The following is a 23550-nucleotide window of genomic DNA, read 5'->3' as shown; positions in this document are numbered from 1 at the left end:
CTCTCCGGGGCGACCCACATGCAAGAAGCAGGCCTTGCGCATGGTGCCATGAACCACGGCATGGCGGGGGCGGCTCGCCATGCCTTCCAGCTCGCCCGGCCGCTGCCTCGATGCGCCAGCCAGCCCGGGTCGCCCTCACGGCCGATGGTGCCAATAGCGCCGCCGCACCTCCCGCTCGCATTCACCATGGCCATCGGCCCAGCGATAGGCGCCACAGGACGGGCTGGCGATGCGTTCGATGCCGCGGCTGTCGTAGCGAGCCACGACGCTGCTGGCGGGATGGCCGAAGCGGTTGCGCCAGCCCGCCTGGAACACCACCGTGCGTGGCTGCACCGCGTCGAGGAAGGGGGCGCTGCTGGAGGTCTTGCTGCCATGGTGGGGCGCCAGCAGCAGCTCGGCCTGCAGGCCCGCTCCCAGTGCGGACACCAGCCGCAGTTCCTCGCTGCGCTCGATGTCGCCGGGCAGCAGGGCGCTGTGGCCGCCGCCGCTGACCTTCAGCACGCACGACACCCGGTTCGGCGCCAGCGGCGGCGACCGGTCGCCGGCAAACGGATGCAGCAGCTCGAAGTGCACGCCGTCCCACCACCAGGCCTGCCCGGCAAGGCAGTCGGTGTGGCGTGCCATCTGGGCCCGCAGCGGGTGGGCCGGCTCGAGCGAACTCCACACTTCGATGGACGCGAAGGCGCGCAGCAGCGAGCCGGCGCCGCCGACATGGTCGCTGTCGCGATGCGACAGGACCAGCCGGTCCGGCTGGCGCTCGCCCAAGGCTTGCAGCAGCGGCAGCAGCACGCGCTCGCCGGCGTCGGTGTCGCTGCCGTAGGGGGGGCCGCTGTCGTAGACCAGGGTGTGCTGCGCCGTGCGGACGATCACCGCCCCGCCCTGCCCCACGTCGGCAGCCAGCACTTCGAAATGCCCCGCTGCCGGGCGCGGCGCCTGCGGCATCAGCAAGGGCAGGCCAAGGGGCAGCGCCAGCAGCCGCCAGCACAGCGGCAGCGGCAGTACCGCCAGCAGCCCGGCCAGGCAGCCGGCGGCCAGGGCCCAGGCCGGTGCAGCCGCGACGGTCCAGCTGGCGAAGGGCCAGCCCGCCAGTTGCAGCAGCCAGGCATCGAGCGCCTGCATCACCGCCGCCGCCGCGTGCCACAACCGCGGCCATGCCACGCCGAGCAGCGCCAGCGGCGTGACCACCAGGGTCACCAGGGGAATGGCCACCAGGTTGGCCAGCAGACCCACCAGCGAGACCTGATGGAAGAACAGCAGGCTCAGCGGCGCGAGCCCGACGCTCGCATGCACCTGCGTGCGAACCCCGTCCCGGGCGGCACGGCCCAAGCCGGCGCCGAGCCGTCGCAGCCGGGACCCCGCCTGCGACGGCGGCGCGGGCGGCGCTTGCCCCGGTTGAGCCGCCATCAGCAGCGCCACGGCCCCGAAGGACAGCCAGAAGCCGGGTTGCAGCAGTGCCCAGGGATCGAAAGCGGCCACCACCACGGCAGCCCACAGCAGCACCAGCGGCCATGGCCACCGGCGGCCGGCGCCGCCCATCAGCGTGACCACCGCCAGCATGCACACGGTGCGCTGTGCCGGCACGCCCCAGCCGGAGAACAGCGCATAGGCGGTCGCCAGGGCCAGCCCGCCCACGCGGGCCGCCGAGGGCGCCGGCCAGCGCAGCATCAGCGGCCCGTGGAGCCGCCAGAGGCGGCCCACCCCCACCGCCGCCAGCCAGGCGAACATCGTCACGTGCAAGCCGCTGATGGCCATCAGGTGGGCCACCCCGGTGAGGCGGTAGACCTCCCAGGCATCGTCATCGATGGCAGCCTGGTCGCCCACCACGAGCGCCGCCAGCACGCCCGCGGCTCGCGGGTCCGTCACCTCCGCCTGGATGGCATCGCGCACACGCTGCCGCCAGCGCTGCCAGCCTCCGCCGTCGGGGGCGCCGATCAGCCGCGGCGCCGACGGGCCGGCGGCCCGCACCTGGCCGGTGGCACCGATGCCCTGCTCGAACAGCCACAGCTCGTGGTCGCGCGCGTGGGGGTTGAACAGGCCGTGCGGCTGCTTCAAACGCACCGTGAAGCGCCAGGCCTGCCCGGCCCGCACATCGGGTGCCGGCTCCGGACTGCCGCTGGCGCCCGGACGGAAGCTGCCTGAATACCAGGACAGGAGCAGCAGGCGCGGCAGCACCACCGGCCGCCCGTCCTGATCCGCCTCTCGTACCTCGAAGACAAAGCGCGTGCCCTGCCCGGCACCCGTCGGCTGTGGCAGCCCGGCCACGATGCCGCTGACCTGCAGGTCGACCCCCTGCAGGCTGTCGTGCAGTCGAGCGGCGCACCGCTGGCTGCCCAGGCTGCCGGCCAGCCCCCAGCCCAGCGACGCCGAAGCCAGGGCACAAAGCACCACGAAGTACCGTGCCGGCCCGCGCACGGCCAGCCACCCGCCGACGCTGCCCAGTACCAGGGCTGCCGCGTAGGACAGGCCCGGCCACAGCACCGGCTGCTGCAGCTGCATTGCCATGCCGGCCAGGACCGCAAGCGGCCCCAGCCAGGCACCCGTCGTTGCCTTGCTCTTGTGCTGCACCCCGGACCCTCCCCGTGTGGGCACCAAGTGTAGGATTGCCGCTTCGCCAATACAGGAGGCCCTGCCCCATGTCCGTCTACGACAAGCTCAAAGCGCTCAACATCGAACTGCCACCGCTGGCCGTGCCGGCTGCCGCGTATGTGCCCTTCGTGCGCACCGGCTCGCTGCTGTTCCTGTCCGGGCATATCGCAAAGAAGGACGGCGCGGTCTGGGCCGGGCAGCTCGGCAAGGACATCACCACCGAGCAGGGCCAGGCCGCCGCGCGCGCGGTGGCGATCGACCTGCTGGGCACCCTGCACGCCGCGGTCGGCGACCTGAACAAGATCAAGCGCATCGTCAAGCTGATGAGCCTGGTCAACAGCACGCCGAGCTTCACCGAGCAGCACCTGGTGACGAACGGCGCCTCGGAGCTCTTCGGCCAGGTGTTCGGCCCCCAGGGCGCGCATGCCCGGAGCGCCTTCGGTGTCGCGCAGAATCCGCTGGGTGCCTGCGTCGAGATTGAACTTATTGCCGAAGTCGAATAACGAAGCTCATCCCTTCAACTTGTACCGCTGCGGAGCCCGTCTTGCGTCTGTCGTCTTCCTCCACCCTGTCCGGCGTCATCTGCCTGGCCAGCCTGGGCGCCGTCGGCGCCGCACTGGTGTCCCAGTACGCCTTCGGCCTGCAGCCTTGCCCCTGGTGCGTGCTGCAGCGGGTGATCTTCCTGGTGATCGCGCTGCTGGCGGGCATCGCCTGGGCAGTGAAGGTACCGCTGGTGCGCCGGGTGGCGGCAGGGCTGGCGGCGGTGTTTGCCGTGGCGGGCATCGCCGCGGCGGTTCACCAGAACACCGTGGCAGCCAAGTCCTTCTCCTGCAACCTGACGCTGGCCGACAAGATCATCAGCGCACTCGGCCTGGAGCAAGCGCTGCCTTTCGTGTTCGCGGTCCGGGCGTCCTGCGCGGACGCGGCGGCGACACTGCTGGGCCTGCCGTATGAGTTCTGGAGCCTGGCGCTGTATGTCGTGCTGGGTGTCGCGGCAGTGATGATCGTGCGGCGCCCGGCCGGCTGAGCCCGGCCCCCGCCCCTTGTGGCGCCGCTGATCCCCTACCTGGGCCAGGGTCCGGCCGACCGGCGGCTGGCGCACGGAATAAGCTGGGGTCGCTTGCCGCGATGAACGCGGCATGAGGAGCTCAGCCCATGGTTCCCTGGTACACCTTCTGGACCCGCTCGATGGACATCGCAACCGGCGCGCCGGAAGTGATCACCCGCCGGCTGACGATGATGAACGCCCCCTGGCCATGGCCGATGGCCACCGTGCTGGAATCGCAGCGCATGGTCTGGGAGAAGACACTGGCAGCCAGCCAGGCCTGGTGGAGCACCTGGTTCGCGATGTGGCCGCACTTGATGCAGTCGCCGCAGACGCTGATGCGGCCCACCTTGCACCACACCGGGCACCTGGTACGCACCGCCAACCAGGCGCTGCTGCCTTACAGCCGCACGGTGAAATCGAACGTCAAGCGGCTGCGCAAGCCCGGCTGAGAGCGGGGCTGGCTCCCGGTCGCCGCGCCGTGGCCCGCACGGCGGCCTTCCGGCGACCCACCGGGCAGAGCCATGCCGGGCCGCATGCCGAGCCCCGGCCCGACCAGCCTGCGTCAGGCGCCCGGCCGCCACGCCATCCAGCCGAGCAGGGCCAGGTTGTGCAAGCTGTGCAAGCCAGCTGCACAGGCCAGTGCGCGCACCCGCACCCCAGCCTGCAGCGACAGCGTGAGCAGCGCGCACAGCAGAAGCGCCGCCGGGAAGGTGGATGTCGCAAGGGCACCATGCAATGCGGCATGGGCAGCAGCGAAGCCGGCTGCCGGCACGGCGGCGCGCCACCACAAGCCCGGGATCGCGGCGAAGCGGCGGGAGCGATGCAGCAAGCCGACCACCGCCCACAGCAGCAGATTCTCGGCCAGGGGAGACAACAAGCCAGCCGCCAGGAACAAGCGCGGGCCGGGCATGGGCACTGCCGGGGGCCTCACGGCCAAGGACGGCTGCAACACGGCGGCCACCGCGTATGTCAGCACGAGCGAGGCCGCCACGCCCGCAAGCACCAGCCGCACAGGGGCGTGCAGCAGCGCCCGCAGCAGCAGGCGCGCCTGCGGGTCGCAGGCAGCGGCTGCCGGGGCCACCCGGCCGGCGGCCGGCCGCCCGTCAAGCCGGGGATGCAGCAAGGGCACGAGCCCCCCCGGCAGCGGCCAGCTGCAGGATGTCTTCAAGCGCGTCGACCGCCGGGACGGCGGCCTGGCCGAAATGGAGCACATACTGCTCACGCAACGCCCGGATCTGTGCGGTCCGGGAAACGTCGCCAGCCATGTCGGCAGCGAGGCTGGCCAGGCGCGGCAGGTCGCCCTCGCCCACCTTCTTGCCGACGATGTCGAGCACCGTCAGCTCCCACGGATCGTAGGGCAGGTCGTTGGCTTCGAAGCCGCGGCGTTCCGGCTCGAAGGCCAGGCTGAGCACCGGCTTCTCGGTCAGGAAACAGTAGTCGAACAGCACGCCGGAGATGTCCGACACCATCAGATGCGATTCCGACATCGCATGCAGGGCGTCCCGGCTGTCGTCCCAGCGCAACTCCGCGAACTCCCGCGTTTGCTCGCGCAGATCGGCCAGCAAGGCCGCTTCGGAGATCCAGCTCTGGGGATGCGGCCGCACCGTCACGCGCAAGCCGGCCTCCACCAACGGCCGGATCACCCGCATGCCATAGCGTGTGAGGAGACCGTTCTTGCCCCAGGTGGGCGCAATCAGCACATGCAACGGTGCCTTCGCGCTGTGCTGCACCGGCGGCAGCTCGCGATAGGCCGGCAGCATCTCGTCGTAGTAGAGGCAGCCGGCCTGCACCAGCAGCTTCGGTGGCTGGCCACGCAGCTGTTCCAGGCAGCGCAGGGTGCGCTCTTGGTGCGGGCCGCAAAGGATGACCGAATCGAAGTAGTCGAAGGAGTAAGGACGATTGAAGGCCTTGTCGGTTGGCGAATGGATCAGGTGGGCATAGTGCCGCACATGGCGCGATCGCTTGATCTGCAGCACGTCCAGGCCAGGGGTGGTCATGATGCACACCTCGGCATGCAGGGTGTTCAGCTGGGCCCAGGCGGCCGGGCCGCGACCGATGTGCCGGGTGACGACACCGGCGATGCCGGACTGCAGCAAGGGATCGCCCGCATCGCTCGACAGGTACAGGCAGCCGATGCCGCGGCGTGCCAGCTCTTGCAGCAAAGGCCGGAAGGTGCCCTCATACTGCCCGCCTTCGCTATAGACCACCAGGCGCCGGTCTTGCGCGGAGTCCCCCGCGTGGCGGCCGAACCAGGCACGCAGCTGTGTCGGCGCCCGGACGATCAGGCCCTTGAGCGCGAAGAAGGACGCCGCGGCAAATCCGACCACCGCGGAAAACAGCATGCTCCCGGTACCGGGGTCGAGGTACAGCAGCAGCGACGGCAGCAGCGTGGCATCCAGCGCGCTCATGATGGCTTCCTGTCGATGAGAGGTGAAGAAGAGGCGCTGCCCGCCGGCTCACGGCCGGGAGTCACCGCAGCATCTCCCAGTTCTTGGGCTGGGTGACGTCTTCCTTTACCCGGTAGAGGTGCTCGACCCGGTAGTTGTCGGGCCCCTGGCCACTGGGCTGCCAAGGCGTTTCATGCAAGGTGACCCAGCCTTGCACTGGCGTATAGCGGATGACCTTGCCGCTGACCCGGTCCTTGCACCCCCCCAGCACGTCACAGACGATGCCGGGCACGCTGGCGTTGGCGATGAACTGCTTCGACTCGGCGATCGGGCCCGACGCACCGAAAGGCTTGATCATCAGGAAACTCTGGAACATCGAGTAGCGGGTCTGCTCCGGCACCTGCTTGAGCAGCGGGTTGTGCGACACCCAGCCGTGATCGGACACCACCACGAACATCGTGTTGTCATAGATGCCCTGGGCCTTGAACCAGTCCATGTACTGCCCGAGCATTTCCACCGTGCACCGGGTGGTCTGGTAGATGGCAGCCGTGTCGCTGCTGTTGTAGCGCTGGATCAGCGAGTGCACCGTCTCGTTCGCGTCCGACAACTTGCGGTCCGGAATGCAGTCGCCTTTCAGGAACAGCGGCGCGCGCGGCAGCTCGTTGGTGATGAAGGTGAAGGTGTCGCGCGGCGCCGCCGTATCCGACAGCTCGCCCATGCTGGCAAGACTGAAGAAGTTGTTGAGGTACTTGTCCTCCTTCTTCTTCCAGATGTAGGACAGCCCGACCCAGCTGCCCTTGCCGTAGATCGATTCACGCAGCGAGGTCGGCGCCACCCGCAGCAGGCTCAAGGCGATGTACTGGTGCGCCAGGCCGAGGCGCAGGCGATCTTCCTGGCCCTTGCGTACATTGGCCTTCTTGGCGCCGATGCGCTTGCCGATGGAGTGGATGCAGCGTGCAATGCCCGGCCCTTCGTAGCGCTGGTTGAAGTACTCGCAGTCCCCCTTGCGCTGCAGCCCGAACCAGAACGGGTCGGAGTACAGCACCTGGTAGCCATGGGCACTGAAGTTGTCGACATAGAGCCGGTAGGCGTCGCTGACCTTCTCCTTCAAGGAGGCCCCGCTGCGCTGGTTGATGCCCGAGACGGTGTAGTCGAACCCGCCGAACACGGCCGGCAGACCGTTGAAGGTGCGGTTGCCGGTGGAGACGATGTTGGAGTACCAGGTGTAGCCGGGGAACTGCGCCGGCAGGCGAGGGCTGTCGGCGAAGATGTCAGGCAGGTAGCCGCTCATCGCACCGTCGACAAAGATCATCACCACGTTCTTGCCGGTCTTGGAGTAGCTGAACAGCTTGGCGTTGCCGGCCAGCTCGTCTTCCGACTTGCGGCTGACGCGCTCATGGATCGAATACAGGCTGTAGCCGGTGGCCACCACGCTGGCCAGCAGCGCCACCCCCAGGCCGTTCAGCAGCCAGGAGAGGCGACGCGCCAGCAGGTACACAGCAGCCACGACACACGCCAGCAACACCACCGCGTCGATCAGCAGCGACGTGGCGTTCGGCGCCAGCCCGGCCGGCTCCGAGAAGCTGAAGTTGTCCAGCACGCCCGCATGCGGGGGGAGGAAGAAGCCGAAAGCCAGCGCCGCGAACAGCAGCACCAGCCCGGCAGCGATCCACAGCGAGCGAACCCTGCTGGACGAGATGCGGTACACCACGTAGGCCAGCCCGGCATAGAGGATGCCGTAGCCGAGCACCACCCCGAAGAAGAAGCTGAAGTAACCACGCAGGCCGTCGACGTCGTCCTCCAGTCCGGTCAGCGACGCCGGCAGTGCGACAGCCACCACCATGAAGAGCGCCGCTGCCAGCAGGGCGTAGACGCGCCCCTGGCGCCCCTGCAGCTCGGCGAACACGGGAAAGCGGATCGGACGGCTCATGCGCATTTGCTCGCTCGGTAGAAGTCGTGTGATCGGCGGCTCGAATAGAAGAGGCTCTTGAACACCGAGAACAGGTTGTTGGTGGTCCAGTACAGCACCAGCCCGGCTGGCGACCGATACAGCAGCACCAGGAACAGCACTGCGATGACATGGCCCTGCACCTTCTCGCTCACGCCCTGCCCCTGGCTGTACAGCCACAGCGCGATCAGGTTGAGCAAGGTCATGACGATGGGCAGCAGGTTGATTCCGAACAGCAGGCCGTCCGGCGCCCCGAGATCGGGGATGCCGAGGAAAGGCACGCCGGACAGCGGTGCATGCCGGTTCAGCAGACCGAAGGCAGCGATGAACAAGGGGATCTGCAGGGCCAGCGGCACCAACCCGCGCATTGCGAAGATCGGGTGGTAGCGGTGTTGGCGGTACAGGGCGCGCTGCATCATGTAGCGCTCCTGCCCCGCGAAGGCGAAACTGAACTCCTGCAGCTTGGGCGCCATGCGCGCCTGCGCCTCCCGTTCGCGGCCCTGCACCTTTTCTGCCCAGTGGTAGGCGGGCAGCAGGAGCAGGTTGAACACCAGGCTCAGCACCATGATGGCCACCCCCTGGCTCCTCGTGAGCTCGAAGGCCCACTCAAGCACTACCAGCAAGGCGGCCCGTATCGGCTCGATGAGGATCAGCTCCAATGCCCCGAACATCGCATCACTCCATCAACCGAGGGCTGCCGCCACGGGCAGCCCGGGCGCCGGGAGGCCTGCCCCCGCGGTGCCGGCGCTGCCGGACCCGTCAAGCGGCGGGAACAGGTCCTCCGCAATGGCCAGGTCTTCCGGCGTGTCGATCTCGAACCACCTCAGGCCGGTCGTCTCGAGGGCCTCGATGGGCAGGCCCTGGCTCACCAGGTCTTGCATCGCATACTCCAGCGGAGCCTTGACACCGCCCTTCACGATGGTGTCCTTCACCGCCGCCCGCAGCGCTTGCGCCGGCTGCCCGGCGCGCAGGAAGCTGATGTTCACGGTCTTGAACGATTCGGCCAGCGGAAAGTCCGGCGTGCGCACGCTCTCGTGCAGCCAGGCGGCCACCCGGCCCTGCCCGGTCAAGGCGAAGGTGCCGGACAGGCTGGGCTCATAGGGCGAGAGCACCGTCAGCGCCGACGCCTGCGCGGCCGAGGCAAAGGTGCGGCGGATGAGCTCCGGCTCGCACACCACGTCGCCTTCGACCAGCAGCAGGTGGGCCGCCGGGTCCACCGCGTCAAGCGCCAAGTCGAGCGAGAACACCGAGCCGGTGGCCGCGTAATTCGGGTTCTCGACGAAGTTCACCCGCAGCCCGGCATAGCGCTCGGCGAAGAACTGCCGGATCTGGTCGCCCAGGTAGCCGATGGCAACGGTGATGCCCTCCACACCGTGCGCCAGCAGCGAATCGACCATGCGCTGCAGGATCGGCGTGCCGTTGACCGGCACCAGGCACTTGGGACGGGCCGCGGTATTGGGCCCCAGGCGGCTGCCCAGGCCCGCGGCCAGAATGATGACCTCGGTGTGGCGGGCCAGGGCCAGCGCGTCCGGATGTGTGTCGCTCATGGCAATCTCCCTCATTCGATCTCGGCGAAAAACCGCTGCAGGCGCAGCAGGCCCTTGGTGACGTCTTCGCTCTTGATGGCGTAGGACACCCGTATGCCGGTCGGGTCCCCGAAGGCAGCGCCGGAGACCACCGCCACGTTCGCATGCGCCAGCGCCAGCTCGCACAATGCGTCCACATCCTTCACCTGCTGGCCGCGGAAGGACTTGCCCAGCTTGGACTGGATGTCGAGGAAGAGATAGAAGGCGCCTTCCGCTGGTGCCGCCTTGATTCCCGCCATCTCGTGCACGATGTGCAGCGCGTGCTGCAGCCGATCGTCGAGCAGGCGATTGGCCGCGTCGACGAAGGGCGCCATGCCTTCGCGCAGCGCCGCCATGACGGCGTACTGCGCCACGCTGTTCGGATTGGAAGTGGTGTGGCCCTGCAGGTTTTCCATCGCCTTGACCACCGGCGCCGGCGCGGCGACATAGCCCACCCGCCAGCCGGTCAGGGCCTGGCTCTTGGAGAAGGAGTTGACGACAACCACCCGATCCTTCACCTCCGGACGCAAGGCAACGATGTTGGAATGCTCATGGCCGCTGCGCACCAGGGAGGCATAACACTCGTCGAAAATGATCCAGAAGTCGTGTTGCAAGGCCAAATCGGCAACTCGGCGCAACTCGTCGGCGTCGTAAATGGTGCCGGTCGGGTTGTTCGGCGTGTTGATGACGATCGCTTTCGTCTTCGCCGTCACGGCCCGCTCGACGTCTGCCGCCAGCAGGCGGTAGCCGGAGCGACGCGTATCGATGAACACCGGCCGCCCCCCGGCCAGCTCCACCTGGGACGGGAAAGTCACCCAATAGGGCTGCGGGATGATCACTTCGTCGCCTGGATTGACCAGCACCAAGGCGGCATTGAAGAGCGCCTGCTTGGCACCGGCGGTCACGCCCGCCTCGGTATCCTGGTACGGGGTGCCGCACTGCCGGCTGACCAGTTCGGCCACCAGCTTCCGCAAGCCCGGCAAACCAAGCGTCGGCGTATAGATATTGTGCCCGGCATCGATCGCTGCCTTCGCGGCCGATTTCACCGTGGGGCTGGTGTCGATATCGAGCTCCCCGGCCGCGAAATTCACGACATCGACGCCGGCGGCCTTCAGCTCGTTGGCGATGACCCGCATTTTCGAGGTGCCGGGCGGAGAGAGAAGCCGAGTGCGATCGGACAACATCATGGCAAACATCCTCTGGTCGAGTGAAGGGCAGAATGGGCGATGCGATTCACCGTGTGCCGGGAATCAGGTCGAGAATTTCATTGATACCAAGGCAATAAGGCTCGGCTTCCTGCGTTCTGCCATATTTCAGAATGTCGGTCGCAGCACGGCGCATTGCCAGATACGCCGCCCTCAGCATGTGATTGGCATAGATCACGATATTGAATCCGGCTTGCTCCAGCTCATCGAAATAGGTCTGGCAATAGCTGGTCGGCACGCAGACCAGGGGCACCTGCGGGAACTCGCTGCGGAAGCGTCTGGCGAACTCGACCACTTCGGCCGGCTCGGAGCGGCGGCTGTGGATCATGATGCCGTCGGCGCCCGCGGCCAGGTAGGCCTGGGCCCGCTGCAGCGCGTCTTCCATGCCGGCCTCGAGGATCAAGCTCTCGACACGGGCGATGATCATGAAGTCGTCGCTGATCTGCGCTGCCTTGCCGGCTGCGATCTTGGCGCAGAACTCGCCGATGTTTTCCTGCTGCTGCAAGACGGTGTTGCCGAACAACGAGTTCTTTTTCAGGCCGGTCTTGTCCTCGATGATCACGGCCGACACGCCGACCCGCTCGAGCGAGCGGACATTCAACGCGAAATGCTCTGGCTTGCCGCCGGTGTCACCATCCATGATCAGCGGCAGCGTGGCCACCTCGAAAATGTCGTTGACATTGAAAAGGCGGTTGGAGATGTCGAGCGCTTCGATGTCGGGCTTGCCCCGCTCGGTGGAATCGGTCAGCGAACTGGACCAGAGCGCGTCATATTGAACCGACTCACCCGTTCGGGCATCTGGCACATCCAGGCTTTCCGCGAGCAGGGCGGATATGGGGCTGTGCGCCTCCAGCACCCTGAGGCATTTCTTCTGCGAGAGCCGCTGCCTGAGCAGTGCCCTGCGCCGATCAGCGGTAACTCCACGAGGTTTTTCCATGATCGTCCTTCCCCAAGGCGCTGCGATTCAGGGCCGTCATGAAACCGACTTCGCAGCGAGATACACGGACAGGATGGCCAGCAACCTACTTCGCTGGGGCACTGCCACGGAATTGTCACATTGAAAATTTTGCCGGGAAGCTGCCTCTTCTGACAGTAAGGTTGCATGCAGATTTACGAGAATGCGTACTTGACGACCCGCGGAATCGGTATTTACAACAATTGGCGGCCGCTCACCTGCCACAAAAATCAGGTGTTGATAAAACAGTGGCTTTGTAAGATGGCCGAGGACCATTCACCGGAGAGGGACATGCTGAATAGAGCGGCCCGGGCCTGCGCGGCCCTTTTATTGGGCGGCGCTGCGATGATCGCGTCCGCGGCGGAGGTGGTTCTTTATTCCTCGAATAACGTCGACGCCATCGGGCGCGCGGTCGAGCTATTCAACAAGACCCATCCGGACATCAAGGTTTCGGTGGTACGCGCCGGCACCGGTGCGCTGATGCAGCGGATGAAGGCGGAGGCCGCCAATCCCCTCGGTGATGTTTTCTGGTCGGGCGGCCTCGCCACGGTGCGCGAATTCCGGCATCTGCTCGATCCATATCAATCCGCGCATGCGGCGTTCGTCCCTTCGCCCTACCGGGAGCCGAGCGGGCTCTGGCTGGGCACCAACACCCAGGTGGCCGTGTTGATGGTGAACCAGCGCCAGACCGGGACCGACCCGGTGCCGGCCCGCTGGGCCGACCTGGCCGCCCCCCAGTGGAAAGACCGCATCGTCATTCCCGACCCCGAGCGCAGCAGCGCGTCCTATGCGGCCCTCTACGGCTTGCGGCAGTTGCTCGGGGCAGACACCCTCGGCCGGATCGCGCGCAATGCGACAGTGGTCAGCACCACCTCGGCGGCCTATGAGGGCGTCGCCAAAGGCGAGTTCGCCGTGGCGGTGACCATGGAGTACGCCGCGCAGGAGTACGTTGCCGGTGGCCTGAAGGAAATCCGCGTGGTGTACCCGGCGGAAGGCACCTTCGCCTCGCCGGAAGGCATGGCCCTGATCAAGGGCGGCAAGCACCCGGCCGAAGCGCGCAAGCTCTATGACTTCCTGGCCTCGCGCGAACTGCAGGCGCAGCTGGCCAAGTCCAACTACCGCCGGCCGCTGCGCAGCGACATCGACGTCAGCCAGCTGACCGGCCTCCCGGCGCTGGACCGCCTCAAGATCGTGCCGCTGGACGAAGCGAAGATGGCCGCTGCGCGTTCGGAGTTCCTGGCGCAGTGGCGCCGCCTCCTGGCGTCGCGTTGAGCTCCGCCGCGTCTGCACGGAAAGCCACAGTGCGCGTCACCTGCGAGAACATCCGCCAAAGCTACGCCGGCCAAGCGCTGTTCGCCGACCTCAACCTCTGCATCCCGGCCGGCGCCTTCTTCACCTTGCTGGGCCCCTCGGGTTGCGGCAAGACCACCTTGCTGCGCATGCTGGCTGGCTTTGTCCGGCCCGACCAAGGGCGCATCCTGTTCGGCGAGCAGGATGTGACCTCGGTGCCGGTGCATCGGCGCGGCGTCGGCATGGTGTTCCAGGATTACGCGCTGTTCCCCGACCGCTCGGTGCTGGAGAACGTGCGCTACGGGCTCTCGGCACGCCAGGTCCCGCGAGCCGAATCGACCGCCCGTGCCACTGCGATGCTGCGCCGGGTGGGGCTCGAAGCGGTGGCGCAGCGCTCGCCGGCCAGCCTCTCCGGCGGGCAGCGGCAGCGGGTGGCGATGGCCCGGGCCCTGGTCATCGAGCCTCGGCTGCTGCTGCTCGATGAGCCGCTGTCCGCACTGGACGCCAAGCTGCGGGTGGAGCTGCGCTCCATGGTGCGTGAACTGCAGGCCGAGGCCGGCATCACAACGGTGTTCGTCACGCACGACCAGGAAGAGGCGCTTGCGCTCTCCGACATTGTGGCGGTGATGGACCGGGGCCGCATTGTCCAGCTCGGCACACCGCGCGAGGTCTACCGCACGCCGCGCACGCCCTTCGTTGCCGATTTCGTCGGCCGCGCCAACTTGCTGCCGATCATCGAGGAGCTGCCGGCCGACGCAAACGGCAGGCGCCGCTTCAAGACGTCCGGCGGCGTGCTGTTGAGCGGCAACGCCAGCGCCTGCTCCCCGCCAGCGAGCTTCGCAGTGCGCAGCGAGGACATCGTGCTGACCGACGCCCGGCCGGCGGCCGAAGGGGAACTGGCCGGCATTGTCGAGCGGGCCGAGTTCCGCGGGGGAATCACGGCCTACACCGTCGGCACCCCGGCCGGCACGCTGCAGGTGGACGTGCTCTCGCAGCAGCAGCAGCGCCTGCGGCAGCCTGGCGAGCCGGTGCTGCTGCGCCTGCCCACCGATGCCCACATGGTGGAGCGCGACTGATGCTGCTCGGCTGGCGCCGCGACCCGGCCTGGACCGCCCTCACCGGATTGGCCCTCGGCGTGATGCTGTTGTTCCTCGTCTGGCCCTTGCTCGGGATGCTGGGGCAATCGCTCGTGGCCTCCGACGGGAGCACCGGCTGGGGCGCCTACCTGCGCTTCTTCTCCGAAGCCCAGTACCGCACGGTGCTGCTGAACACCCTGGTGCTTGGCGCTGCCGTGACGCTCGGCGCCGTACTGCTGGGCGGCGGCCTGGCTTTCGCGGTGGCTCGCTGCAGCTTCCCGCTGGCTGGATGGGTGGCGGCCTTGCCGCTGCTGACCCTGGTCATCCCGGACGTGGTGGTGGCCGCCGCCTGGGTGCTGGTGCTGGGCAAGCAGGGCCTGGTCAACGAATGGCTGGCGCGCTGGGGCTGGCAGCTGCCCTCGCTCTATACCTGGTGGGGCCTCGTTTTCGTCATGACGTTGGACCACTACGTCTACGCCTTCGTCGCCGTGCTGGTGGGCCTGAAGTCGATGGACCGCGGCCTGGAAGAAGCGGCCCTGAGCCTGGGCAGCCCGCCGGGGCGCGTCATGCGCACGGTCACCGTGCGGCTGCTGATGCCCTCGGTCTTCGCCGCCGTGCTGGTGGTCTTCACGCACGTCATCGGCAGTTTCGGCATACCGGCGATCCTGGGCCCGCGCATTCCCGTGCTTGCCGTGAAGGCGTACAACGAATTCGTCAGCGAGATGGGCGGCGATCCGCAGATGCCGGCCGCCACGGCGTCGGTGCTGGTCCTGCTCGGCAGTGTGCTGTTGCTCCTGCAGAAGCTCGTCGTGGAACGTCGCCAGTACCAGATGGAATCGGGGCGGCCACCGCTGCCGGTGCCCTTGAGCGGCTGGCGTGCCGCGCTAGCGACCGGCGGCGTGCTCGCTTTGGTGCTGCTGTCCGCGCTGCCGACGGTGGTCGTGCTGCTGACCGCCTTCACGCCGTCGGCCGGGCCGATCCTGCACTACGGCGAGTTCACGCTCCGGCACTTCGAATCGGCGCTGATGCGCGCGCCCGAGCCGCTCTACAACTCGCTGTTCCTGGCCGCGGTGGCGACGGCCGCCGGCGTGCTGTTCTCGGTCGTCACGGCCTACCTGGTGGTCAAGCGGCGCTCCGTCTTCACCGCCGGGCTCGACTTGCTGGTGATGCTGCCGCTGACGGTCGCCGGCACGGTACTCGGCATCGCGTTGGCGCAGGCCTTCAGTTCGGGATGGCTGGTACTGGCGGGCACTTGGCCCATCATGGCGCTGGCCTACTTCCTGCGCCGCGTGCCGAGCAGCGTGCGGGCTGCCGCGGGCCCGCTGCACAACGTCAAGGACCACCTCGAAGACGCCTCCATGAGCCTCGGCGTGGGTCCCTTGCGCACCTTCTTCCAGGTGGTGGTGCCGGTCATCGGCCCTTCTGTGGCGGCGGCCGCGGTGCTGATGTGGATCACCAGCCTGTCCGAGCTGTCCGCCACCGTGGTGCTGTATTTCGGCGGCATGAGCACCATGCCGATCGAGATCTTCCAGCAAGTGGACAGCGGCCGCCTGGCATTGGCCAGCGCCTACAGCGTGCTGCTGCTGGTGGCCATCTTCATTCCCCTGGTGCTGGCCCGGTGGGTCTTCCGCCTGCGACTAACATCGCTGCAGTGAAGCCGCTTCGCCGACCACTGGCGCCCACGGGCTGCGATCCCGGCGCCGGCCTTGGCGCCGCCATCAGATCGCCACCTGCCCGCTACCAGCCGAGACCACCATGCATCACGACAAGCACCGCGCCTTCCGCGCGGCTCTGAGCAGCGGCCAGCTGTTCACCGCCATGGCCGCCCACAACCCCCTGGTCGCCAAGCTGGCCGAGGAAGCCGGCTTCGGTGGCGTGTGGGCCAGCGGCTTCGAACTCTCGGCCAGCCATGCCGTGCCCGACGCCAGCATCCTGCCGATGAGCAGCCACCTCGAGATGTGCCGTGCCATGGCGGCCGTGCTGTCAGTGCCCCTGATCGCGGACGTGGACACCGGCTTCGGCAATGCGGTGAGCGTCTCCTACATCGTCCCCCAGTTCGAAGCCGCCGGGGCCTCGGCCCTGGTCATGGAAGACAAGAGCTTTCCGAAGGACACCAGCCTGCGCGAAGGCGGCCGGCAGGAGCTGGTCCGCATCGAGGAGTTCCAGGGCAAGGTGGAGGCCGCCTGCGCTGCGCGCGACAACCGCGACCTGTGCGTCATCGCGAGGACCGAGGCCTTGATCGCCGGCCGCGGCCAGGCCGAGGCCATTCGCCGCGCCCTGGCCTACGAGGAGGCCGGCGCCGACGCCATCCTGGTCCATTCGAAGCAGAAGACGCCGGACGAGATCCTCGCCTTCGTCGCCGCCTGGCCGGGCCGGGCACCGCTGGTGCTGGTGCCCACCGCCTACCCCCGGCTGACCGAGCGGGACATCGCCGCATTGGGCAAGGTGGCGGTGGTGATCTATGGCAACCACGCCATCCGGGCGGCCGTCGCTGCCTGGCGCAGCGTGTTCCGCCAGATCCGCCAGGACGGCGGACTGCTGGGCGTCGAGCCCGGCCTGCCGACGGTGGCGGAGATCGTGGAGTTGCAAGGCGATGCGCACATGCGCAGCATCGAGCAGCGCTTTCTCCGATAACTTGAAGGAAGGAGTTCCATGAACGAGACCCAGCTGATTTCCTGCCGTGCCGGCACGGTCTGCCTGCCGCCCAAACCGCTGATCGGGCGCGAAGACGGCGGCCATCTCATCGTCAATCCGCCGCGCCCGGTGTGGGAGCGCAGCGAGCTGACGCGCACCGAGCTGATGGAGTGGAGCTTCCTGGTGGCCGCCACCGGCCAGGCCATGCTGGAGGTGCTGCCGCAACTGCAAGGCGGCTGCCTCAACTACTGGGAGGCCGGCAACTGGGCCCTCAACGAGCTGGCCGAGCCCCGCGGCCCGAAGTCGGTGCAGGACCATCGGCGCGTGCACCTGCACATCTTCGGGCGCAGCCCGCGAGCGCAGGACCCGGACTGGCGCTGGGGCGAGTCGCCGAAGTTTCCCGACTATGTCGATTCGGCGAGCTGGTCCGCCAAGTTCACGCTGCTGGAGGACGAGGAGTGCACTGCCCTGCGCCGCCGCATCCTCGAGATCCTGAAGGACAAGTACGACGTCGACGCCACGGTGAACGGCTGAAATCGGCAGCGCCGGCCCACTCGCGGCAGGCCATCATGCGCGTCCACCGCGGCGGTACGGCCCGACAGGCACCGCCTGCCGGGGCCCTGCTCGCCGCGCGCAGCAGCCGCCGCCGGCCGCTCCGGCCGGCCTAGCCGCCGGCGAGCACGCGCTGCGGTTTCATGCCCAGGTCGGCCGGCTTGCCCTTGCGCGCCCGCTTGCTGGCGTAGCCAGACAGCGCCGCACCCTTGAGCTCCTCGTCCTTCGGTTTGCCGCCACGGCCGGTGCCCAGCACCCGCAGGCTGGTGCCGCAGGCGGCGACCGACACCAGCGGGTCCTTGGCATCGACTTCCATCAGCGTGAGGCCGCGCCCGCCCTTGGGCTGCAGCTTCAACTCGTCGATGCCGAACACCAGCAGCCGCCCGCTCAGCGCCAGGCAGGCCACCCGTGTGCTGCTGCCGACCGGCGCCGGCGGCAACAGCCGGGCACCCTCGTCCAGCGTGAGGAAACCCTTGCCGCCCTTCTGGCGCGACATCATGTCGCCCAGCTTGGCCATCAGGCCGTAGCCCGCGGTGCTGGCCAGCAGCAAGGTGGTGTCGGCGGGGCCGGCATAGTAGTGCGCCGGCTGCGAGCCCGACTCCAGCTCGATCATCGTCGTCACCGGCTGGCCGTCGCCGCGCGCGCCCGGCAGGCCGCTGACCGGCACGGTGTAGACCCGGCCGTTGCTGCCGAACACCAGCAGCGTGTCCACCGTGCGGCATTCGAAGGTGCCGTAGAGCCCGTCGCCCGCCTTGAAGGCAAAGCTCGCCGCGTCGTGCCCATGGCCCTGGCGCGAACGCACCCAACCCTTCTGGCTCACCACCACCGTCACCGGCTCGTCGATGACCTTCACCTCGGCCACCGCGCGCTTGTCCTCCTGGATCAGCGTGCGGCGCTCGTCGCCGAAGGTCTTGGCATCGGCCTCGATCTCCTTGACCACCGTGCGCTTCAGGCTGGCAGGGTTGCCGAGGATGTCCTCCAGCTTGGCCTGCTCGACACGCAGGTCCTTGAGCTCCTGCTCGATCTTCAGCGCTTCCAGCCGCGCCAGCTGGCGCAGCCGGATCTCGAGGATGTCGTCCGCCTGCCGCTCGCTGAGCTTGAAGCGCTCGATCAGCGCCGCCTTCGGGTCGTCCGAATGACGGATGATGCGGATCACCTCGTCGATGTTCAGCAGCACCAGCTGCCGGCCTTCGAGCACGTGGATGCGGTCGAGCACCTTGTCCAGCCGGTGGCGCGTGCGCCGCTGCACGGTGGCCAGGCGGAAGCCGATCCATTCGACCAGCACCTGTCGCAGCGACTTCTGCGTCGGCCGGCCATCGGCGCCCACCATGGTCAGGTTGACCGGCGCGGAGCTTTCCAGGCTGGTGTGCGCCAGCAGGAAGCGGATCAGCTCCTGCTGGTCGATCTTGCTGGTCTTGGGCTCGAACACCAGGCGCACCGCGGCGTCCTTGCTCGACTCGTCGCGCACCACGTCCAGCACGCTGAGGATGTTGGCCTTGAGCTGCTGCTGCTCGGCGGACAGGGCCTTCTTGCCGGCCTTGACCTTCGGGTTGGTCAGCTCCTCGATCTCCTCCAGCACCTTCTGTGTGCTGGTGCCGTGCGGCAACTCGGTCACCACCAGCTGCCACTGGCCACGGGCCAGGTCCTCGATCTTCCAGCGCGCCCGCACCTTCAGGCTGCCACGGCCGCTGGCATAGGCGTCCCGGATGTCGGCGGCGCTGCTGATGATCTGGCCACCGCCAGGGTAGTCGGGCCCGGGCAGCAGGGTAAACAGCTCGTCGTCGGTGAGCTTCTCGTTCTTGATCAGGGCCACCGCCGCGGCGGCCACCTCGCGCAGGTTGTGCGAGGGCACCTCGGTCGCCAGGCCCACTGCGATGCCGCTGGCGCCGTTGAGCAGCACGAAAGGCAGGCGCGCCGGCAGCTGCCGGGGCTCCTGCGTCGAGCCATCGTAGTTGGGCATGAACTCGACCGTGCCCTCGTCGATCTCGTCCAGCAGCAGCCGGGCGATCGGCGCCAGCCGCGCCTCGGTGTAGCGCATGGCCGCCGCGCCGTCGCCGTCGCGCGAGCCGAAGTTGCCCTGGCCGTCGATCAGCGGGTAGCGCTGCGAGAAGTCCTGCGCCATGCGCACCAACGCGTCATAGGCGGCCTGGTCGCCGTGCGGGTGGAAGCGGCCCAGCACGTCGCCGACCACCCGCGCGCTCTTCACCGGCTTGGCGCCGCCCGCGCCGGTGAAGGCCAGCCCCATGCGCGCCATCGAATAAAGGATGCGCCGCTGCACCGGCTTCTGCCCGTCGGTGACGTCCGGCAGCGCGCGGCCCTTGACCACCGACAGCGCGTACTCCAGGTAGGCCCGCTCGGCATAGTGGGCCAGGGTCAGCTCGTCGCCGGCGTTGCCGCCGGTGGTGCCGCTGAAAAGGTCGATCGTGTCTTGCGTCATCGTTCAGTTGTCGGTCACGCCGGGCTCAGGCCGCGGCTTCCAGGCCCGCGTCGCAGCGGGCGGCATATTCGGCTTGCAGCAGGGACATCACCACCAGCGACTCGTAGCCTTCGTCGGTGCGCACGCACTCGCGCAGCCGGCCTTCCTCAACGAAACCCTCGCCGTCGTACAGGGCCTTGGCGCGGGTGTTGTGCACCTTCACGTCGAGCCAGAAGCGGTGCGCCCCCAGGTCCTCGAAGGCGATCTTCTTGAGCAGCCGCAGGCAGGCCCGTCCCAGGCCCTGCCCCTTGGGCTGGATCACCATGCGCTTGAGCTCGATGGAGCGGTGCCGGTTGCGGCAGCCCACCAGGATCACGAAGCCCACCGGCTGCAGCGCGTCGCCGGCCTCGACGATGAAGTGGCGGAAGTCGGGGAAACGCACCGCCGCCTCGTGCTGGGTGCGGTCCCAGGGAGTGATGGACGGCAGGTTGTCCGGGTCGGTCTCGACCGAGATGACGTAGCCCAGGTCGTCGATCAGGGTCGGCCGCAGCCGGATGCGTGCGTTGCCTATCACGTCACACGTCCACTTCCACCGCGTCGCCGTGCAGCTCCATCAGCTCGCGGCGTGACTGCGCCTCGCCCTTGCCCATCAGCTTGTTGATGGACGCCTGCGTGTCGGCGAAGTCCAGTGTGCCGTAGGCCACCTGCAGCAGCCGGCGGGTGTCGGGGTTGAGCGTGGTCTCCCACAGCTGCTCGGCGCTCATCTCGCCCAGGCCCTTGAAGCGGCTGATGCTCCAGGCGTTCTCGCGGCAGCCTTCCTTGCGCAGCTTGTCGAGGGTGGCGGTCAGCTCGCCCTCGTCGAGCGCGTAGATCTTGGCGGCCGGTTTCTTGCCGCGCGCCGGTGCATCCACCCGGAACAGCGGCGGCTTGGCGATGTAGAGGTGGCCCCGCTCGATCAGCTTCGGGAAGTGGCGGAAGAACAGCGTCAGCAGCAGCACCTGGATGTGCGAGCCGTCGACGTCGGCGTCGCTCAGGATGCAGACCTTGCCATAGCGCAGCCCGCTCATGTCCGGCTCGTCGTTCACGCCGTGCGGATCCACGCCGATCGCCACCGCGATATCGTGGATCTCGTTGTTGGCGAACAGGCGGTCGCGCTCGACCTCCCAGGCGTTCAGCACCTTGCCGCGCAGCGGCAGGATGGCCTGGGTTTCCTTGTTGCGACCCATCTTGGCGCTGCCGCCGGCCGAATCACCCTCGACCAGGAAGACCTCGTTGAGCGACAGGTCGCGGCTTTCGCAATCGGTGAGTTTGCCGGGCAACACGGCCACGCCGGAGCCCTTCTTCTTTTCCACCTTCTGGCCCGCACGCTGGCGGGCCTGGGCCTGCTTGATCACCAGCTCGGCCAGCTTGCGGCCGTAGTCCACATGCTGGTTCAGCCACAGCTCCATGGCCGGCTTCACGAAGGTGGACACCAGGCGCAGCGCATCGCGGCTGTTCAGGCGCTCCTTGGTCTGGCCCTGGAACTGCGGGTCCAGCACCTTGGCCGACAGCACGAAGCTGGCGCGCGAGAACACATCGTCCGGCATCAGCTTCACGCCCTTGGGCAGCAGCGAATGCAGCTCGATGAAGCCCTTGACGGCGTTGAACATGCCGTCCTTCAGGCCGGCCTCGTGGGTGCCGCCGGCCACCGTGGGAATCAGGTTGACATAGCTCTCGCGCATCGGCGCGCCGTCCTCGGTGAAGGCGACGCACCAGACCGCGCCCTCGCCCTCGGCGAAGTTCTCGGTCTCGCCCGAACTGGCATGGTGCTCGCCTTCGAACAGCGGGATCACCGGATCGGCGGTGAGCGTCTGCATCAGGTAGTCGCGCAGGCCGCCCTTGTACAGCCAGGTCTGGGTCTCGCCCGACTTCTCGTAGGTGAGCGTCACCGTGACGCCCGGCATCAGCACGGCCTTGCTGCGCAGCAGGTGCACCAGCTCGTTCTTGGGCAGCTCCGCGCTCTCGAAGTACTTGGCATCCGGCCAGACGCGCACGCTGGTGCCACTCTTGCGGTCGCCGCTGTCGGCCTTGCGCTTCTTCAGCGGCTCGATCACGTCGCCGCCGCTGAAGGCAAGGCTGGCCGCCTGGCCGTCGCGCCAGACCGCCACCTCCAGGCGCCGGGCCAGCGCGTTGGTCACGCTCACGCCCACCCCGTGCAGGCCGCCCGAGAAGCTGTAGGCGCCGCCCGAGCCCTTGTCGAACTTGCCGCCGGCATGCAGCCGGGTGAAGACGATCTCCACCACCGGCACCTTCTCTTCCGGATGCAGGCCGAAGGGAATGCCGCGACCCTCGTCGTGCACGCTGACCGAGCCGTCGGCATGCACCGTCACCGCAATGCGCTTGCCGTGGCCGGCCAGCGCCTCGTCGGCCGCGTTGTCGATGACTTCCTGGACGATGTGCAGCGGGTTGTCGGTCCGGGTGTACATGCCCGGGCGCTGCTTGACGGGCTCCAGGCCCTTGAGGACGCGGATGGACGCCTCGCCATACGAGCCGTCGGGTTTGGAACTGCTGGGTTTGGTAGCCATGGCGGCGCATTCTAGGCGTGTCGCGAAGGCCATTTTCAGCGGGCTGGCCCACATCGCGGGCCGCGCCAGCAGGCTCGTGCGCCTTTCGCTACAGTTGCAAAACGATGCAAGCCTCCGCCCCGCCCAAACTCTCGATGACGCAGGTGCTGATCTGCGGCGCCATGATCGTCACCCTCTCGATGGGCATCCGCCACGGCTTCGGCCTGTGGCTGCAGCCGGTGACCATGGACCGCCAGTGGAGCCGCGAGACCTTCGCCTTCGCGCTGGCGGTGCAGAACCTGATGTGGGGCCTGGCTGGCCCCTTCGCCGGCATGCTGGCCGACCGCTTCGGCGCCTTCCGCGTGCTGGTGGGCGGCGCGCTGCTGTATGCCGCGGGGCTGGCGCTGATGGCAGTGTCCGCCTCGGGGCTGGCCTTCACCGGCAGCGCCGGCGTGTTGCTGGGCATGGCGCAATCGGGCACCACCTATGCGGTGGTCTACGGCGTCATCGGCCGCAACGTGGCGCCCGAGAAGCGCTCCTGGGCGATGGGGGTGGCCGCCGCGGCGGGCTCCTTCGGGCAGTTCCTGATGGTGCCGGTGGAGAGCTGGCTGATCCGCACAGTGGGCTGGCAGGAGGCCTTGTTCCTGCTCGGCTGCCTGGCGCTGGCCATCATGCCGCTGGGCTTCGGGCTGAAGGAGCCGCAGGCCAGCGGCCCGAAGGCGGCCGGCCAGAGCATCGGCCAGGCGCTGCGCGAGGCCTTCGCCTACCCCAGCTTCCGGCTGCTGATGGCAGGCTACTTCGTCTGCGGCTTCCAGGTGGTGTTCATCGGCGTGCACATGCCCAGCTACCTGAAGGACCACGGCCTGCCGCCGGAGGTGGCAACCGGTGCGCTGTCGCTGATCGGCCTGTTCAACGTCTTCGGCACCTACAGCGCCGGCCTGCTCGGCCAGCGCTTCCCGAAGCGCTACATCCTGTCGGCCATCTACCTGCTGCGTTCGGTGGCGATCCTCGCCTTCCTGGCCGCACCGCCCACCGCTGCCAGCGTCTACGCCTTTTCGGCGGTGATGGGGCTGCTGTGGCTGTCCACCGTGCCGCCCACCAATGCGGTGATCGCGCAGATCTTCGGCGTGCAGTACCTGTCGATGCTGGGCGGCTTCGTGTTCTTCTCGCACCAGGTGGGGTCCTTCCTGGGCGTCTGGCTCGGCGGCAAGCTCTACGACGCCACTGGCAGCTACGACGTGGTGTGGTGGATCTCGGTCGCGCTGGGCCTGTTCGCCGCCGTCGTGAACCTGCCGGTGCGGGAAGGCGCCATTGCACGCGCCGCCCCGCAGGCGGCATGATGTGC

The 23550-nt window shown here is 68.2% G+C and carries 20 protein-coding genes; 9 read left to right on the top strand and 11 right to left on the bottom strand.

Annotated elements, in window-relative coordinates; all coding sequences use genetic code 11:
• Positions 1-135: 135 nt before the first annotated feature.
• Positions 136-2565, bottom strand: a complete 2430-nt coding sequence (locus N7L95_RS23030; RefSeq protein WP_301257577.1) for a DNA internalization-related competence protein ComEC/Rec2 — start codon at positions 2563-2565, stop codon at positions 136-138.
• A 68-nt stretch (positions 2566-2633) separates the two neighbouring features.
• On the opposite strand from N7L95_RS23030, the gene N7L95_RS23025 reads away from it, so the two are divergent.
• The 3 genes from N7L95_RS23025 (at position 2634) to N7L95_RS23015 (ending at position 4083) form a co-directional block, all read left to right on the top strand.
• Positions 2634-3089: a RidA family protein gene (locus tag N7L95_RS23025; RefSeq protein ID WP_301257576.1), complete on the top strand. Its 456-nt coding sequence runs from the start codon at positions 2634-2636 to the stop codon at positions 3087-3089.
• A gap of 41 nt (positions 3090-3130) precedes the next feature.
• A complete protein-coding gene (locus tag N7L95_RS23020; protein ID WP_301257575.1) occupies positions 3131-3613 on the top strand; it encodes a disulfide bond formation protein B in 483 nt (160 codons plus the stop codon).
• 128 nt (positions 3614-3741) lie between these two features.
• Positions 3742-4083, top strand: a complete 342-nt coding sequence (locus N7L95_RS23015; protein ID WP_301257574.1) for a hypothetical protein — start codon at positions 3742-3744, stop codon at positions 4081-4083.
• 113 nt (positions 4084-4196) lie between these two features.
• On the opposite strand, the gene N7L95_RS23010 is transcribed toward N7L95_RS23015, so the two are convergent.
• The 7 genes from N7L95_RS23010 to aepX all read right to left on the bottom strand — a co-directional run bounded on the left by N7L95_RS23010 (position 4197) and on the right by aepX (position 11676).
• Positions 4197-4763 carry a hypothetical protein gene (locus N7L95_RS23010; protein ID WP_301257573.1) on the bottom strand — a complete coding sequence of 189 codons (567 nt, stop codon included), beginning with the start codon at positions 4761-4763 and terminating at the stop codon, positions 4197-4199.
• Positions 4738-6042 (bottom strand): CDP-glycerol glycerophosphotransferase family protein, encoded by a 1305-nt coding sequence (locus N7L95_RS23005; RefSeq protein WP_301257572.1) that lies wholly within the window; start codon positions 6040-6042, stop codon positions 4738-4740. The genes N7L95_RS23010 and N7L95_RS23005 overlap by 26 nt, the downstream gene beginning before the upstream one ends.
• 61 nt (positions 6043-6103) lie before the next feature.
• Positions 6104-7951 (bottom strand): hypothetical protein, encoded by a 1848-nt coding sequence (locus tag N7L95_RS23000; protein WP_301257571.1) that lies wholly within the window; start codon positions 7949-7951, stop codon positions 6104-6106.
• Positions 7948-8640, bottom strand: coding sequence for a YidC/Oxa1 family membrane protein insertase (locus tag N7L95_RS22995; RefSeq protein WP_301257570.1), 693 nt, complete (start codon positions 8638-8640; stop codon positions 7948-7950). The genes N7L95_RS23000 and N7L95_RS22995 overlap by 4 nt, the downstream gene beginning before the upstream one ends.
• A 12-nt stretch (positions 8641-8652) precedes the next feature.
• On the bottom strand, positions 8653-9516 hold the full coding sequence (locus N7L95_RS22990; RefSeq protein WP_301257569.1) for a phosphocholine cytidylyltransferase family protein: 864 nt from the start codon (positions 9514-9516) through the stop codon (positions 8653-8655).
• 11 nt (positions 9517-9527) lie between these two features.
• The gene (locus N7L95_RS22985; RefSeq protein ID WP_301257568.1) at positions 9528-10721 is read right to left on the bottom strand and encodes a pyridoxal phosphate-dependent aminotransferase; all 1194 of its coding nucleotides are present in this window, start codon (positions 10719-10721) and stop codon (positions 9528-9530) included.
• A gap of 46 nt (positions 10722-10767) precedes the next feature.
• Positions 10768-11676, bottom strand: coding sequence for a phosphoenolpyruvate mutase (gene aepX, locus N7L95_RS22980; RefSeq protein ID WP_301257567.1), 909 nt, complete (start codon positions 11674-11676; stop codon positions 10768-10770).
• A 165-nt stretch (positions 11677-11841) separates the two neighbouring features.
• Between aepX and N7L95_RS22975 the strand changes: the two genes are divergently transcribed.
• The 5 genes from N7L95_RS22975 (at position 11842) to N7L95_RS22955 (ending at position 17228) form a co-directional block, all read left to right on the top strand.
• The gene (locus N7L95_RS22975) at positions 11842-12966 is read left to right on the top strand and encodes an extracellular solute-binding protein (protein WP_301257566.1); all 1125 of its coding nucleotides are present in this window, start codon (positions 11842-11844) and stop codon (positions 12964-12966) included.
• 29 nt (positions 12967-12995) lie between these two features.
• Positions 12996-14060 (top strand): ABC transporter ATP-binding protein, encoded by a 1065-nt coding sequence (locus N7L95_RS22970; RefSeq protein ID WP_301257565.1) that lies wholly within the window; start codon positions 12996-12998, stop codon positions 14058-14060.
• Positions 14060-15715 (top strand): ABC transporter permease, encoded by a 1656-nt coding sequence (locus tag N7L95_RS22965; RefSeq protein ID WP_301257564.1) that lies wholly within the window; start codon positions 14060-14062, stop codon positions 15713-15715. Before N7L95_RS22970 ends, N7L95_RS22965 begins: the two co-directional genes overlap by 1 nt.
• 100 nt (positions 15716-15815) lie before the next feature.
• Complete coding sequence (locus N7L95_RS22960) at positions 15816-16694, top strand: phosphonopyruvate hydrolase (protein WP_301257563.1); 879 nt, start codon at positions 15816-15818, stop codon at positions 16692-16694.
• A gap of 18 nt (positions 16695-16712) precedes the next feature.
• A complete protein-coding gene (locus tag N7L95_RS22955; RefSeq protein ID WP_301257562.1) occupies positions 16713-17228 on the top strand; it encodes a hypothetical protein in 516 nt (171 codons plus the stop codon).
• 130 nt (positions 17229-17358) lie between these two features.
• On the opposite strand, the gene parC is transcribed toward N7L95_RS22955, so the two are convergent.
• Genes parC through N7L95_RS22940 form a run of 3 tightly spaced genes read right to left on the bottom strand, consistent with a single transcriptional unit; the run spans position 17359 to position 22226 of the window.
• Positions 17359-19683 carry a DNA topoisomerase IV subunit A gene (gene parC / locus N7L95_RS22950; protein WP_301257561.1) on the bottom strand — a complete coding sequence of 775 codons (2325 nt, stop codon included), beginning with the start codon at positions 19681-19683 and terminating at the stop codon, positions 17359-17361.
• Between the two features lie 25 nt (positions 19684-19708).
• A complete protein-coding gene (locus N7L95_RS22945; protein WP_301257560.1) occupies positions 19709-20236 on the bottom strand; it encodes a GNAT family N-acetyltransferase in 528 nt (175 codons plus the stop codon).
• 1 nt (position 20237) lies between these two features.
• Positions 20238-22226 (bottom strand): DNA topoisomerase IV subunit B, encoded by a 1989-nt coding sequence (locus N7L95_RS22940; RefSeq protein ID WP_301257559.1) that lies wholly within the window; start codon positions 22224-22226, stop codon positions 20238-20240.
• 104 nt (positions 22227-22330) lie between these two features.
• Between N7L95_RS22940 and N7L95_RS22935 the strand changes: the two genes are divergently transcribed.
• A complete protein-coding gene (locus N7L95_RS22935) occupies positions 22331-23545 on the top strand; it encodes an MFS transporter (RefSeq protein ID WP_301257558.1) in 1215 nt (404 codons plus the stop codon).
• Positions 23546-23550 lie beyond the last annotated feature (5 nt).

The sequence above is a fragment of the Eleftheria terrae genome, from assembly GCF_030419005.1.
GTDB lineage: Bacteria > Pseudomonadota > Gammaproteobacteria > Burkholderiales > Burkholderiaceae_C > Caldimonas > Caldimonas terrae.
The sequence above is the reverse complement of the archived record's forward strand: the minus strand, read 5'-3'. Positions and strand labels throughout refer to the sequence as shown.

Excerpts from the sequence above, each read along its gene's own strand:
- N7L95_RS23015 (WP_301257574.1), top strand. The coding sequence starts at position 3,742 with ATGGTTCCCTGGTACACCTTCTGGACCCGCTCGATGGACATCGCAACC.
- N7L95_RS22940 (WP_301257559.1), bottom strand. The coding sequence starts at position 22,226 with ATGGCTACCAAACCCAGCAGTTCCAAACCCGACGGCTCGTATGGCGAG.
- N7L95_RS22985 (WP_301257568.1), bottom strand. The coding sequence starts at position 10,721 with ATGATGTTGTCCGATCGCACTCGGCTTCTCTCTCCGCCCGGCACCTCG.
- N7L95_RS23025 (WP_301257576.1), top strand. The coding sequence starts at position 2,634 with ATGTCCGTCTACGACAAGCTCAAAGCGCTCAACATCGAACTGCCACCG.
- parC (WP_301257561.1), bottom strand. The coding sequence starts at position 19,683 with ATGACGCAAGACACGATCGACCTTTTCAGCGGCACCACCGGCGGCAAC.
- aepX (WP_301257567.1), bottom strand. The coding sequence starts at position 11,676 with ATGGAAAAACCTCGTGGAGTTACCGCTGATCGGCGCAGGGCACTGCTC.
- N7L95_RS22935 (WP_301257558.1), top strand. The coding sequence starts at position 22,331 with ATGCAAGCCTCCGCCCCGCCCAAACTCTCGATGACGCAGGTGCTGATC.
- N7L95_RS22955 (WP_301257562.1), top strand. The coding sequence starts at position 16,713 with ATGAACGAGACCCAGCTGATTTCCTGCCGTGCCGGCACGGTCTGCCTG.
- N7L95_RS22975 (WP_301257566.1), top strand. The coding sequence starts at position 11,842 with ATGCAGATTTACGAGAATGCGTACTTGACGACCCGCGGAATCGGTATT.
- N7L95_RS22965 (WP_301257564.1), top strand. The coding sequence starts at position 14,060 with ATGCTGCTCGGCTGGCGCCGCGACCCGGCCTGGACCGCCCTCACCGGA.
- N7L95_RS22995 (WP_301257570.1), bottom strand. The coding sequence starts at position 8,640 with ATGTTCGGGGCATTGGAGCTGATCCTCATCGAGCCGATACGGGCCGCC.
- N7L95_RS22960 (WP_301257563.1), top strand. The coding sequence starts at position 15,816 with ATGCATCACGACAAGCACCGCGCCTTCCGCGCGGCTCTGAGCAGCGGC.
- N7L95_RS22990 (WP_301257569.1), bottom strand. The coding sequence starts at position 9,516 with ATGAGCGACACACATCCGGACGCGCTGGCCCTGGCCCGCCACACCGAG.
- N7L95_RS23000 (WP_301257571.1), bottom strand. The coding sequence starts at position 7,951 with ATGAGCCGTCCGATCCGCTTTCCCGTGTTCGCCGAGCTGCAGGGGCGC.
- N7L95_RS23005 (WP_301257572.1), bottom strand. The coding sequence starts at position 6,042 with ATGAGCGCGCTGGATGCCACGCTGCTGCCGTCGCTGCTGCTGTACCTC.